The following is a 13712-nucleotide window of genomic DNA, read 5'->3' as shown; positions in this document are numbered from 1 at the left end:
CCACGCGGACAAGGCGGCCGCCGCCGCCGAGGAGGCGGCCGCCAACGCCGGCAAGGCCGTGGACTACGCCAACCGCTCCACCGCCGCCGCGAACGCGGCCGTCGAGGCCGCGAACAAGGCCTACGACGCCGTCACCGAGGCGCGGGAGGTCGAACAGGAGGCCCGTGAGGCCGAGATCGCCCGGCTGAACGAGGAGACCGAGGAAGCGATCGAGGTCGCCCAGCAGCAGCGGCGCGCGGAGACCGACCTCCTGGAGCGCGCCAACCAGGAGCGGACGCAGCAGGCGCGGCTCTCCGGTGAACTCCTCGCGCTGATCACCGCGATGGACACGGCGTTCGCCGAGGGCCGGACCGGGGAGGCCGTGGACAAGGGACGGCAGGCCGCGGTCCTGCTCCTCGAACGGTCCGGCACCTGGACGCGGGAGGCCGCCGAGTTCGCGCTGGCAGGCTCCGACGAGGACGTCCTGCGCTGGATCGAGGCCGACCGGCTGATCGCCCTGGAGCAGGACAACGCGGAGAACGCCGCGGCCGTCGCCGCGATCTCCACGCGCAAGGTGGCCGAGGCCGCCGCCTCGGCGCTGGGCACCGAGGACGCCGCCACCGTCAGGACGTTCCTGGAGAGGGGCGCGGTCGAGGCGGCCCGGGACGACAACGAGGTGGAGGTCACCACGCTCCTCGCGGACCCCGCCACCGGCTCGGCCGTGCGGAAGGCCGCCGAGGCCGCCCTGACGGACGGCTCCGCCGAGGCGCTGCACGCCTTCCTGCACGTGGAGCGCGCCGCGGCCGTCCACGAGGACGACCGGGTGGCGGCCACCACGCTGCTGGCGAGCGGCGGTCCCTACGTACGGGCCGCGGCGCAGGTCGCCCTCGAGGGCGACACGCACATGCTGCGCCAGTTCATCGGGACGACGCAGCACGAGTTCGCGCGCATCGACCACGACCACGCCACGCACATCAGCGCGATCCGCGCGGCCATCGCCCGGGCGGCCAAGGTCGCCCAGGACGCGCTCGAGGACGCGGCGTACGCCTCCGAGGCCGCGGCGCTCGCCCGTCAGGCCGCCGACGAGGCCACCGAGTGGTCCGACAAGGCGAAGGGCTGGGCGGCCGACGCCAAGGTCTCCGCCGAGGAGGCCCGCAGGAACGCCGAGGCCGCGGAAACGTCCGCCGCCTCCGCCGCCGCGTCCGCACAGACCGCCGCCAAGGCGGCCGCCACGGCCCGCAAGGCGAGCGCCGTGGCACGGGACGCGGCCAACCGCGCCGTGCGCTCCGCCTCCACCGCCGCGTCCTACGCCGCCGACGCGCAGGCCTCCGCGACGAAGGCGCGGCAGGCGGAACTGGCGGCGGGCAAGTCCTACGCCCAGGCGGCGCGGGCCGCGACCGAGGCGCGGATCCTGGTGATCCAGGCGGCGATCCGGCAGGCGATCCAGGACGCCATCGACAACGCGAAGGTGCCGATCGACGGCGAGACCGGGCTGCCCGAGGGAGCGGAGAGCTGCCTGACGCCGTTCGGCGACCCGATCGAGCACCGCAACAGCACCAACCCGTGGGAGCTGGGCTGGAGCTGGCTCTACGGCGACGGCCCCCGCTCGCAGTGCTTCGGCCCGAACGACGAGTTCACCCGTCTCTACCGCGAGCACGCCCACACCAAGGGCGTCATCGAGTACTTCCTCAGGGAGTGGCAGCGCACCGGGAAGTACCAGCTGGGCAAGACGTACATGTACGACTACCAGCTCAGCGGCTTCGACGGCGTCGGCAAGTACCTCACCGACTACGGCACGCTCGCCACGGCCGGGCTCACCGGCAACCTCGCGTACACGTTCCTCGGCTCGCACCAGGTCCGGATGACTCCCGTGCGGGAGAACGCGGACGGCTCGGTCACCTGGCGGTACACCGCGTACAACGAGTCCGACATCGAGTCGGCGACGCACCCCCCGGTCATCGGGTACACCGACTGGTGGAGCGACACCGTGGGCGCGTTCGTCGACAAGGTCGTCGGTGACGAGGGGCCGATGTCGCCCAAGACCCAGGTGATCGAGTTCGACGTGACCCTGGGCCCGTGAGGCGCGGGACGGCACGGGCACGGCGGCTGTCCGCCGTGCTCGCCGCGGCCGCCCTGCTCGTCTCGGGGTGCGGCGAGGAGATCGACCCGCGGAAGCTGCCCGGTGTCTACCGCAACGACGACGGCGGGCGCATCGAGCTCTCGGCGGACGGGACGTTCACGGCCACCGCGGTCACCACGGACGAGGGCGCCGAGCCGGCCGACTTCAGCGGCACCTGGGACTACGAGAAGCCGGACACGTCCGACGACTTCGTGTACCTGGGCGTGCAGGACGGCGGACTCGGCGCCACCGGCGGGATCCAGCTCTACGTGGAGGACCAGGACTCGCTGTTCTTCCGCCTCGATCCCGACGGTCCCGTCACACAGACGTACGACAGGGCGCACTGAGCCGCCCTCTTCCCCATGGGCGCAAGCCCGTCAGACACGACCTTCTAGACCTTCTAGGACTGTGATGACCACACGCAACGCACTCGTGCGCCTTCTGGGCGCCGCGGCCACCGCCGGAGCGCTGGCCTGGGCGGTGCTCGCCCAGGGCGGCGCCGCGGCCGGCTCCCCGGCCGAGGCCGTCGCCGACGACGCGCCCGGCTACGCCGTGGAGGACTACGCCTACCCGGACGCCGACAAGATCCTGGCCGTGCAGGACATCGTCCTCAAGCGCGGCGACGGCCACATCGTGCTCGCCGACTGCGCCGCGGGGGCCGACCTGCTGCGGTTCCTCGCCCGCGACCGTGAGGACGTCTGTTTCGCGGTCACGGCCGACACCGGCTTCCTGACCCTCGAACTGCCCTCGGTGCACGGGGTGAAGACGGACGACTCCGCCAACACCCACCTGGAGATGACGGCCGAGGACGACCAGGTCGAGTACGACATCCCGGCGGACACCTGGGCGGGCGTCGGCGAGTCCGTCGACGGCCGGGAGCACGTCCTGGTCGAGATCCACGTCACCAACTGAGCCCCGCCTCCCCATGATTGCGGAACCCACCTTCATGTCCTTCATCAGACGTCCTCGGCCGGCCGCGCTCTGCGCCGTCCTGGCCGCCGGGTCGCTCGCGCTGAGCGCGGCGCCCGCCCTCGCCGTCACCGGCGGCACGCCGGTGGCCGCCTCGGACACCACGTACGCCTACACGGCGAAGATCACCGTCGGCGCCCACGACCGCGGCTGCTCCGCCGTCCTCGTCGACCCCGAGTGGCTGCTGACGGCGGCGAGCTGCTTCGCCGAGGACCCCGCCGTCTCGCTCGCCGTCCCGGCCGGCGTCCCCGCCAAGGCCACCACCGCCGTCGTCGGCCGCTCCGACCTCAACGGCACGCAGGGCGCCGAGCGCCGCGTCGTCGAGCTGGTGCCGCGCACCGACCGCGACGTGGTGCTGGCCCGCCTCAGCCGGCCCGTCACCAACGTGACCCCGGCGACGTTCGCCGCCGGCGCGCCCGCGGCCGGCGCGGAGCTGACCTTCGCCGGATACGGCCGGACGAAGACCGTGTGGGCGCCGAACCAGCTGCACACCGGCGTCTACACCGTGGACTCGGCCGCGGCCACCTCCGCGAACGTCACCGGCAAGGGCGGGGTCGCCGCCTGCATGGGCGACGCGGGCGGCCCGGTGCTGTCCGGCGGCACGCTCGTCGGCCTCACCAGCCGATCCTCGCAGGGCGGTTGCCTCGGCACCGACGAGGCGCAGACCTCCACGGCGGGCGTCGTCGCGCGCGTCGACGACCTCGCCGCCTGGGTCGCGGAGAAGGCCGGCGGCACCCGCATCGTCGACTTCAACGGCGACGCCGTCGAGGACATCGCCGTCGGCGACCCGATGGCCACGGTCGACGGTGACAAGACCGCGGGTCTGGTCCGTGTCGTGTACGGCGGCGGCAAGGGCACCGCGGAGCTCACCCAGGACCTCGACTGGGTGCCCGGCGGTTCCGAGCCCGGCGACCACTTCGGCAACCACCTCGCGACCGTCGACTACAACGAGGACGGCTACACCGACCTCGTGGTCTCCGCGTCCGAGGAGGACCTCGGCACCGCGACCGACGCCGGCTTCGTCGACATCCTGTTCGGCGGCAAGGACGGCCTCGGCAGCGGTCCGGCCGCCCGCCACCTCGAGCAGGGCGCCGGCACCGGCTCCCTCGCCACCGCCAAGCCCGAGAGCAACGACCGGATGGGCGCCGCCCTGGATGCGGGCACCACCGCCGAGGGCAGGCCGTGGGTCCTGATCGGCGCGCCGGGCGAGGCGATCGGTTCGCTCGCCAAGGCGGGCGCCGCCTTCTACGTGCACGGCGACACCAGCATCGACATCAGCCAGGACTCGCCGAACGTCCCCGGCGCGGCCGAGGCGAACGACACCTTCGGCACTGCCGTGGCGGGCGACTCCAACTTCATCGCCGTGGGCGCCCCCGGTGACGCCATCGGCGGCGACGCGAACGCCGGCAACCTGGCCGTGTTCAGCCACACGCTGGACGCCGCCGGACGGCCCACCATCGTCACGGGCCTCGACCAGGACAACGCGAACATCAACGCCGGGGCGGAGGCCGGTGACAAGTTCGGCCAGGCTCTCGCGCTGGTCGCCTACCGTCCGGCCGGCGCCGCCACGGCCACCGACTCGTTCCTCGCGATCGGGGCTCCTGGCGAGGCCCTGGCCGCCACGACCGGCGGCCCGCAGCTCGCCGGCGCGGGCAACGTCCTCCTCCTGCACTTCAAGGGCGACGGCACGTGGACCTATGTGCGCGCGCTCAACCAGGGCACCGCGGACGACGACCGTTCCGGCACCATCGAGGCCGGCGACGCCACGGGTTCCTCCCTGAGCGCGGTCAACACCGCGCCCCGGGAGGTCGGTTCGGCCGAGACGCTGAAGCTGGCCGTGGGTGTCCCCGGTGAGGACCTCGCGGGCGTGGCCGACGCCGGCGCCGTCCACACCTTCTCCCTGATCGGCGCGTCGGGCCTCAACGACCTGTGGATCGAGGCCGGCGACGGCGACGGCGTCCCCGGACCGCCGAGCGCCGGCGCCAAGATGGGCACGAGCATCCACTTCACCCCGCGCAACCTCTACATCGGCATGCCGTACGGTCCCGCCGCCACCGGTGCCGTGCACGTCCTGCCGTTCGCGAACGCCGTGACGGGCGGCACCAGCACGCCCGCCACCACGTACCAGCCGGGCCAGGGCGGACTCCCCGCCCACGGCGAGTACTTCGGTTACGCGGTGCGCTAGCAGCCAGCGCGGCACCGCACATCGGGCCCCGCCGGGCTGCGTCCCGGCGGGGCCCTGTGCCGTCCGCGGCCGTCTGCGTGTGCCGCGAGGATCAGCCGTCACCGGGAACCAGGTCGAGCAGGCTCGCGATGCGTGCGTCACGGGACTCGGGCGGCCAGGCCGGCAGGACCTCCCTCGGGGGCAGCCCGGTGACCGGTACGGCCGTGACGTGCGGGCCGAGCCGCTCGACCGCGCTGTCGCCGACGACCGGTCGTCCGCGCGTGGAACGCTTTCGTGCAGACGGCCCCCGCGCACGAAGGCCGGCCCGCGGGAGCCCCCGGACGCCTCGCCGTACCCGTGGCCGGCACCGATCCGGGCGCCAGGAAGCTGGTCATGGAGCTGGTCGACGACACCGGGTTCGACCCGGTCGACGCGGGCACGGCCGACGACGGGTGGCGCATGCAGGCGGGGACCCCGGCCTGCTGCACCGGCCTGGACGCCGGGCGGCTGCGCGGGGCTCTCGCGCTCGCCGGCCCCGAGGCCGCGCGGGTACGGCGGGGTACGGCGGGAGGCGGTCCTGGCGGTCATCGGCTCCTGGTCACCCGACGACCGGACCTTCGAGGACATCGTGGCGCTCAACCGCGCCGCGGCCGGGCCGCACCGGCTCCTCGGCGAGCAGACCTGAACCGCGAGCCGGCCTGACCTCACCGCCCGCGCCGTGCGTCACGGCCCCTCCGCCGTCACCACCAGCGCCGCCTGGTCGTCGTCCACCCTCCGCCCGTCCGTGAACGCCCGGATGTCCTCCGTCAGCTTCCGGACGATCTCCGCTGCGGAAGGGTGGGCCGGGGTGGAGGCCAGGGCCTTGGCCAGGCGGGCGTCCCCGTACTGTTCCGTGTTCTCACCCCGGCACTCCGTGATGCCGTCGGTGTACAGCACCAGGCTCTCCGTGGGGCGCAGGGTGAAGCGGACCGCGTCGAGGCGGGGCGGGACGCCGATGCCGATCAGGCCGCCGTGGGCCTCGACCGGGGTCACCGTGTGACCGGAGTCGAGCAGAAGGGGGAGGGTGTGGCCCGCCCGGACCAGCTCGACGGCGAGGCCGTCCCCGGCCGGGGTGAGATGGCCGTACACCAGCGTCACGAAGCCGTTGTTCTGCTGGGCGTTGCGGTCGTTCAGGGCTCTGTCGACGGCCTTGACGACGGCGACCGGGTCGTCGAGGAGCGGGGCGACGGCTCGGGCCGTGTGCCGCACCAGGGCCGTCGTGGTGGCGGCCTTGGCGCCGCGCCCGCAGACGTCGCCGAGGACGAAGGACCAGCTGCCGTCCCCGCGGGGGAAGACGTCGTAGAAGTCGCCGCCGATGTCGAGCCCTTGACCCGCCGGATGGTAGAAGGCGGCCATCTGCGCGCCGGGGACGTCGGGCAGGTCCGGCAGCAGCAGGCCGGTCTGGAGGTCGCGGGCGAGGGCGGCGCGCTGCGCGTACTGGCGCGCGTTGTGCGCGGCCGAGGCGGCGCGGCGGGCGACCTCCTCCGCCAGCGCGATCCGGTGGCCGTCGAGGGCGGCGTCGTCCGTCGCGTAGAGGCTCAGCACGCCGAAGGGCAGCTCCCGGTCCATGAGCGGGACGCAGAGGTACCCGGTGACGCCCAGCTCCTCCCACGGTCCGGGGCCGGCCGGGGTGCGGCGGGCCACCTCGGTGAGGCCGGTGGCGAGGACACGTGCGACGGCGTCGTCCTCGGTCTCCAGGAACTCCCGGGCGGCACCGGGGGACGCAAGCAGTTCACGGGCGCGCCCGGTCACGGCGGCGGCCGCCACCCGGTGCACCCGTCCGGCCTCCAGGACGTCCACGGCGGCGAGCGGCGCCAGCGCCGGAACGGCCAGTTCGGCGAGGCGGCGGAGCGTCTGCCCCTCCTCCAGCGGTCCCGCCAGCGCGGTGCTGACGGTCAGCAGGTAGGAGAGGTCGTCGCGGGCCGCCTTCTCCCGGGCGTCGGCCATGCGCCGGTCCCGCTCGGCGTGGTGCCGTTCGACAGCCAGGGCCGCGGTGTCGACGAACATGCCGGCCAGCGCGAGGTCGGCGTCCTGCGGGGCGCGCGGTGTGCGGTGGTACATCCCGAACGTGCCGAGCACCCGCTCTTCACGCCCGAGGATCGGGGTGGACCAGCACGCGGCCAGCCCCGCCCTGGCGGCCAGCTCACGGAAGCCGTCCCACAGGGGGTCGGTGGCGATGTCGGTGACGATCACCATCCGGCGCCGGTGCGCGGCCGTGCCGCAGGAGCCGACGCCCTCACCGGCGGCGATGCCGTCGATGGCCTGGTTGTAGAAGGCGGGCAGGCTGGGCGCGGCGCCGTGGTGCAGACGCCGGCCCTCCTCGTCGGCGAGCAGCACCGAGACGATGACGTCGGGCGACAGCTCCTCGATCACCCGGCACATGCCCTCCAGCACCTCGGGCAGCGGGGCCTGACGGGCGATCTGCTCCAGGAGGGCGCGCTGCTCGGCGGCCAGCCGCCGGGCGTGCTTGGCCTGGGTGGTCTCGACGCCGATCATGCGGACGCCCACGACGTTGCCGCCGGCGTCGCGGCGGGCCTCGTAGGTGAAGTCGAAGTACGCCTCACGGGCCCGGCTGCCGGCGCCGATGACGACGCGGGTGTCCCGGCCGACGTGCCGCTCCCCCGTCCGGTAGACCTGGTCGAGCAGCCGGAGGAAGCCCTGGGCCTCCAGTTCGGGCATCAGATCGCCGAGCGGCACCCCTGTCCGTTCCCGTTGTCCGCCCCCGATGGCGGTGAAGAACGCAGGGTTCGCGGCCTCCAGCACATGGGCAGGGCCCGCCATGGAGGCGAACAGCGCGGTGGACATGCCGAACAGTACCGACAGGTCGTCGTCCCGGTCCCGCACCGCCGGTGACGGGCGTGTCCCCTCCCCTGTCCGCGGTTCCCGCCCAGGTCTCATCTCGTCCCCTCCGCCGCCGCGTACGCCGGTCCGGCGCCGCTTCCCCCCGGCACCGGTCCGTGTCCGCCGCCGGACCGTGTGTCCTGGCGTCCCGGCTGCCCCGGACGGCGCCGCCCATGACGGGATGTGGCGCAACGAACGGGGTTCCCTCGGCCGGGGCAGGGGCGTGCGGGACCGCCCGTCGGTGAAAAGGCGGAGGGCCCTGACGGGCGGGTCACCGGGACGGGTCGGTCCCGCCGGCGGCGTTCCCGGCGTCCCCGGTGTCACCCGCGTCCAGCGCCGCCAGCGCCTCCGCGACCGTCTCGTGCACGGGCAGCAGCTCGGCGATGCCGGTCATGGTCACCATGCGCACCAGCCGCTCGGGCACGCACGCCACGCGGAGCGAGCCGCCCGCGTCCTGGGTGGCGTGCAGCAGGACGATGAGGGTGCTGAGGCCGGTGGAGTCGACGAAGTCCACCCCGCCCATGTCCAGGACCAGATGCCGGGCGCCCTGGGTCATCGCGGTCCGCGCCTCCGCCCGCAGCTCGGGCGCGGTGTGCAGATCGACGTCTCCGGTGACGACGACCACGGCGGTGCACTCGCCGGTGTACCGGACGGTCGTGCCGAGGGCGTCACTCACCTGGGGCATCTTTCCTGGGCGGTCGGGCTCCGGTACGGCGTACGGCGGCGGGTGCCGCCGGCGCGCGGGCGTCCGGAGTGGACGGGCACCTTGCGGATTCCCCGGTCCGGGCCGGTCAACCCTGCGGCGCGTCCGGGGCGCCGGAGAGGTGGACGGTGGCGAGACCGGCGAGGCCCGAGACGGTGAGGACGGGTTCGAGCAACGGCGGAACGACGAGCTCCAGTCTCTCGGCGTGGGCGAACAGCACGCTCAGCCCCGCGCTGTCGAGATACTCCACCTCCGTCAGGTCCACGACGAGGGGGCCGGGACGGCTGTCCAGGGCCTCGGCCAGACGGCCGGCGTTGCTCATGTCGATCTCGCCGCCGACGGCGAGACGTCCGGCGCCGTCGGGACCCCGTCCGGGCACGAGGGTGAGCGGAGTGGTCATCAGGCGATCCTCATCTGCATGTCGACGGTGGTGCCGGACGGGCCGGGAGAGACGGTGACCTGCTGCATCATCGCCCGCATCAGGGGCATGCCCCGGCCGCGGTGCGCGTTCGCGCCGGGCTGGGGGTCCTTCCAGCGGCCGCTGTCGGCCACGGTCACCCGCAGGCTGTCCACCAGCGCCACGGCGCGCAGCCGTACGTCGTCCCCGGGGGTGTGCCGGTGGCCGTGCTCGATGGCGTTCGCGCATGCCTCACCGACGGCGACGAGGACGTTCTGCACCGCGTTGGGCGGCAGCTCGCACTGGGCCAGCCAGCCCCTCAGCGCCCTCCGCACGGGGGCGAGCTGGGAGGACTCGGCCGGGAAGGTGATGTCCAGCGGGGCGGGGTGGCGGTACAGCAGCAGCGCCACGTCGTCGTCGTACCCGCCGGCCGGGGCGAGCCGCGCCATCACCGCGCCTGCGAGGTCCTCGACGGGCATGTCGCGGCCCTCCCGCACGGCGTGGCCCGCCCGCTCGATGCCGGTGCTGAGGGGCAGCCGCCGCCGTTCGACGAGACCGTCGGTGTAGAGCAGCAGCGTGGCCCGGGCGGGCAGGGAGCACGTGGCCTCGGGGCGCGTACGGCCCGGACGTACGGCGAGGGGCAGGGCGCACCCTTCCTCCAGCAGCCGTACGGTGCCGTCGGGGTGGACGAGGATGCCGGGCGGGTGCCCGGCGCCGGAGTAGGTGAGTTCCCCGGTGGCGGGGTCGAGCACACCGCAGAACACGGTCGTGCACAGGGCGCCCGTCAGACCGGCCGCGAACTGGTCGAGCGCCGCCAGCGTGCGGCCGGGGCTGGGGTCCTGGAGCAGCAGGGCGCGGCAGGCGCTGCGCAGCTGCCCCATGACGCTGGCCGCCTCCAGACCGCGTCCGACGCAGTCACCGACGACGATCCCCGTGCGCCCGTCCGGCAGGGTGACGGTGTCGTACCAGTCGCCTCCCACCTCCAGCGGGCGCGAGGCGGGTTCGTACCGGACGGCGAACCCGTCGGGGAGCCGGGCGGGGCCGAGGATGGCGCGCTGGAGGGCGATCGCGGCCTGACGCTGCTGGTCGATCTGGTGCGCGCGCACCAGGCCCTGCGCGAGGTGCCCGGACAGCAGCGACAGCAGCAGCTCGTCCTCGGAGGTGAACGGCCGGTCCCCGCCCAGGTCGACCCACAGGGTCAGCGGGCCCTGCGGGTGTTCCAGCAGAACGCCCGCGGCGCTGTGCTCGGTGACCACGGTCAGCGGGGGCCGGCCGCGCAGCGCGCCGAGCCGTTCCCGCAGTCCCTCCGGCAGGCCGTCCCAGCGCAGGTCCGGGTCGGTGGCGGTGAGCGCGGGGGCGTCGTCGCCGTCGAAGACGGCTGCCAGCACGACGTCCGCGTGCCACAGCGACCGCAGCTGGTCCAGGGCGCCGGACAGCGCCTCGCGCATGTTCGAGGCGCGGGACAGCGAGGTGCTGAGCGCGGCGAGCGCCGTCTCGCGCTGGACGGCGTAGTGCTGGGCGGTGACGTCGCGGAAGGTGCCGACGGTGACACGGCGTCCGGTCTCCGGGTCCTCGGCCTTGTTGTAGGTGACCGCGATCCACAGACGCCGGCCGTCGCGGCGGGTGACCGGCACGGTGTACGAGCCCCGCGCGTTCTCGAGGAGTCCGGCGAAGGCGTCGCCGGCCTGCTCGTGCGCGCCCGGATGGGTGACCGCGTCCGGCCACCAGGGGTGGACCGGGGCGTACGGCAGGTCCTCGGTGCCGTAGCCGAGGATGTCGGTGAACGCCGCGTTGATCTCCACGACGGCGCCGGACTCGTCGCAGACGAAGAACGCCTCCTGGAGCGAGTCGACGAGCGCGGTGCGCCAGCGCAGGTGGTGGCCGCGCAGCCGGGCCAGTTCGACGTTGGCGCGGACCCGGGCGAGCAGTTCGGCTGCGGCGAACGGCTTCACCAGGTAGTCGTCGGCACCGGCCCGCAGCCCCTCGATCGACGCCTCCTGCCCGGCCCTGGCCGACAGCAGCAGCACCGGCACGGACGCCGTACGGGAGTCTCCACGCAGCCTGCTCACCAGCTCGAGCCCGTCCAGCCGGGGCATCATCACATCGCTGACGACGAGGTCGGGGGTGCGGCGGCGGGCGGCGTCGAGGGCCTCGACGCCGTCGGTGACGGCGGTGACCTCGTAGCCCCCGGCGGTCAGGATGCGGGTGAGGTACTCGCGCATGTCGGCGTTGTCGTCGGCGACCAGGACACGTGCGCTGCGGGCGGGTCCGGCGTCCGTGCCGAGCGGGGCGGCCTCCGTCCCCTCCGGGCCGTCACCGTCCGCCGCGCCCTCCGGGCTCACCGGGAGCCAACGGAGGGCCTCGTGGACGTACGGGTCGGCGGTGGCCGAGGCCCTGACGGCGGCCGGTTCGGACACCACGGAGCCCTCGGGCAGATGCGCGGTGCCGAACGGCACGCGGACGGTGAAGGCGGTGCCCTCGCCCTCGGTGCTGGCGGCGTCGATGGTGCCGCCGTGCAGCCCGACGAGCTCCCGCACCAGGGCGAGTCCGATGCCGCTGCCCTCGTTGGACCGGGAGCGGGCGTTCTCGATGCGGTGGAAACGCTCGAACAGGCGGGGCATCTCCGCCTCCGGCACCCCGGTCCCGGTGTCGGCGACGGTGACCACCGCGTGCGGGCCGGAGCGGCGCACGGTCACGCGGACCGTTCCCTCGAAGGTGAACTTCAGCGCGTTGCTGAGGAGGTTGAGGATCACCTTCTCCCACAGGGTGCGGTCCACGTGCACCGGTTCGTCCAGGGCGGGGCAGTCCACCTGGAAGGTGAGCCCGGCCCGCTCGATGGCCGAGCGGAAGACGCTGGCCAACTCCGCGGTGACCGCGCCCAGTTCGACCGGCTCGTAGCGGGCCTGCATGCGGCCGGCCTCGATACGGGAGAAGTCGAGCAGGGTGTTGACGAGTTTGCCGAGCCGCAGCCCGTTGCGGTGGATGGCGTCGAGCTCGGTCCGTATGTCCTCGCCCGCGTCGGCGAGCCGGGTCCGCAGTTCCTCGACGGGGCCCATGATCAGGGTGAGGGGGGTGCGCAGCTCGTGGCTGATGTTGGAGAAGAACGTGGTCTTGGCCCGGTCCAGCTCGGCCAGTTCCTCGGCGCGCCGCTGCTGGGCCTCGTAGCTGCGGGCGCTGCCGATGCCGGAGGCGATGTGTCCGGCGGCCAGCTCGACGAACCCCCGGTAGCGGTCGTCGAGGTCGCGGTACCGGTTCAGCCCGGCGACGAGGAAGCCGTACGGGGCGCTGCCCTGCTGGAGGAGGGGGACCACGAGCGCCTCCACGGGCGGCTCGGGCCGGCCGCCGCCGGGCGGGCCGTCGAAGGGGGCGCCGGTCAGCGGGACGAGCCGCGCCTCCCCGTCGGCGAGCGCGGCGACGGGCCAAGGGCCTTCGGCGCTGGATGCGGGGAGGACGGGGGGCGCGAGGGGCGGTCCGGGGGTGACGCCGGTCGCGCCGACGAGCCGGGCGTCGTCGCCGTCGAAGAGGTAGGTGAGGGTGAAGGGCAGGTCCCGCGGGTTGCGGGACAGCTGCCGGTCGGCGAAGGCCAGCACCTCCTGCTCGGTGCGGATCACGCTGGGGTCGGAGCCGAGGTCGCGCAGGGTGGCCATGCGCCGCTCGCCGATCACCCGCTCGGTGTCCTCGCTGACGACGCACAGCATGCCGACGACGTGGCCGGCGTCGTCACGCAGCGGGCTGTAGGAGAAGGTGTGGTAGGTCTCCTCGGTGTAGCCGGACCGCTCCAGGAAGAGGAGCAGCCCCTCGTCCCAGGTGGCGCGACCCGTGCCGAGCACGGCGTCGATACGGGGGCCGATGTCGCCCCAGATCTCCGCCCACACCTCGCTCGCGGGCCGTCCCAGCGCCCACGGGTACTTCCGGCCGAGGGTGTCGCGCCGGTAGGCGGCGTTGCAGAAGAACGTCAGCTCCTCGCCCCAGGCCATCCACATCGGGAACCGGGAGGAGAGCAGGATGCTGACGGCCGTCTGCAGACTCTGCGGCCACTCCCGCGGCGCGCCCAGCGGTGTCGCCGCCCAGTCCACACGGGCGAGATCCGCGCCGACCTCGGGGTCGGAGGTGAACACCTGCGCGTCGACGCCGTCTCCCGGCAGGCCTGAACGCTCCACGCGACCCCCTCTTTCTCATGCCGGCGGTGCCTTCGGCCACGCCCGTGTTCTTCCGTGCGGTCACCCCGTCCGCCTTCGCGGGCATGCGTTCCGCCCCTGGGGCATCGGCCGCGTGCCGGAACACGGCGGTGCGCCGCGACCCCTCGCGCCGTCCGTCCGGACGACCGCGACGGCGTCACGAGCCGCCCCGTGTGCCGTGTGCGTGGCCGGGGAACGTGGACTTCCCGTCCCGGTCCCCCGTGCCCCGCATTCGCCGGGCCATGTCACCCCGCAGGGAGCCGCGCGCCGGTGGAACAGGTCACGGCGGTGTCCGCCGGTACAGGACGGCGCGGCCGGGGCGC

9 protein-coding genes are annotated in these 13712 nt (G+C 74.2%); 5 read left to right on the top strand and 4 right to left on the bottom strand.

Annotated features, from left to right (window positions below; genetic code table 11):
- Window positions 1-58: 58 nt before the first annotated feature.
- The 5 genes from AY578_RS25235 (at window position 59) to AY578_RS25215 (ending at window position 5933) form a co-directional block, all read left to right on the top strand.
- Window positions 59-2059, top strand: a complete 2001-nt coding sequence (locus AY578_RS25235) for an ALF repeat-containing protein (RefSeq protein WP_258905613.1) — start codon at window positions 59-61, stop codon at window positions 2057-2059.
- On the top strand, window positions 2056-2445 hold the full coding sequence (locus tag AY578_RS25230) for a hypothetical protein (protein WP_019526399.1): 390 nt from the start codon (window positions 2056-2058) through the stop codon (window positions 2443-2445). Before AY578_RS25235 ends, AY578_RS25230 begins: the two co-directional genes overlap by 4 nt.
- A gap of 64 nt (window positions 2446-2509) precedes the next feature.
- A complete protein-coding gene (locus AY578_RS25225) occupies window positions 2510-3010 on the top strand; it encodes a hypothetical protein (RefSeq protein WP_028960096.1) in 501 nt (166 codons plus the stop codon).
- Window positions 3011-3044: 34 nt separating this feature from the next.
- Window positions 3045-5252 carry a S1 family peptidase gene (locus tag AY578_RS25220; RefSeq protein ID WP_258905609.1) on the top strand — a complete coding sequence of 736 codons (2208 nt, stop codon included), beginning with the start codon at window positions 3045-3047 and terminating at the stop codon, window positions 5250-5252.
- Window positions 5253-5525: 273 nt separating this feature from the next.
- Window positions 5526-5933 (top strand): NAD(P)-binding domain-containing protein, encoded by a 408-nt coding sequence (locus tag AY578_RS25215; protein ID WP_258905607.1) that lies wholly within the window; start codon window positions 5526-5528, stop codon window positions 5931-5933.
- 21 nt (window positions 5934-5954) lie between these two features.
- Here AY578_RS25215 and AY578_RS25210 read toward each other — a convergent pair whose 3' ends face one another.
- The 4 genes from AY578_RS25210 to AY578_RS25195 all read right to left on the bottom strand — a co-directional run bounded on the left by AY578_RS25210 (window position 5955) and on the right by AY578_RS25195 (window position 13371).
- Window positions 5955-8114 (bottom strand): SpoIIE family protein phosphatase, encoded by a 2160-nt coding sequence (locus AY578_RS25210; RefSeq protein ID WP_258905606.1) that lies wholly within the window; start codon window positions 8112-8114, stop codon window positions 5955-5957.
- A gap of 268 nt (window positions 8115-8382) precedes the next feature.
- Window positions 8383-8796 carry an STAS domain-containing protein gene (locus AY578_RS25205; protein ID WP_258905605.1) on the bottom strand — a complete coding sequence of 138 codons (414 nt, stop codon included), beginning with the start codon at window positions 8794-8796 and terminating at the stop codon, window positions 8383-8385.
- Between the two features lie 106 nt (window positions 8797-8902).
- Window positions 8903-9214, bottom strand: coding sequence for an STAS domain-containing protein (locus AY578_RS25200; protein WP_019526393.1), 312 nt, complete (start codon window positions 9212-9214; stop codon window positions 8903-8905).
- Window positions 9214-13371 carry a SpoIIE family protein phosphatase gene (locus AY578_RS25195; RefSeq protein WP_019526392.1) on the bottom strand — a complete coding sequence of 1386 codons (4158 nt, stop codon included), beginning with the start codon at window positions 13369-13371 and terminating at the stop codon, window positions 9214-9216. The genes AY578_RS25200 and AY578_RS25195 overlap by 1 nt, the downstream gene beginning before the upstream one ends.
- Window positions 13372-13712 lie beyond the last annotated feature (341 nt).

The sequence above is a fragment of the Streptomyces thermocarboxydus genome (genome assembly GCF_024760485.1).
Classification (GTDB): domain Bacteria; phylum Actinomycetota; class Actinomycetes; order Streptomycetales; family Streptomycetaceae; genus Streptomyces; species Streptomyces cellulosae.
The sequence above is the reverse complement of the archived record's forward strand: the minus strand, read 5'-3'. Positions and strand labels throughout refer to the sequence as shown.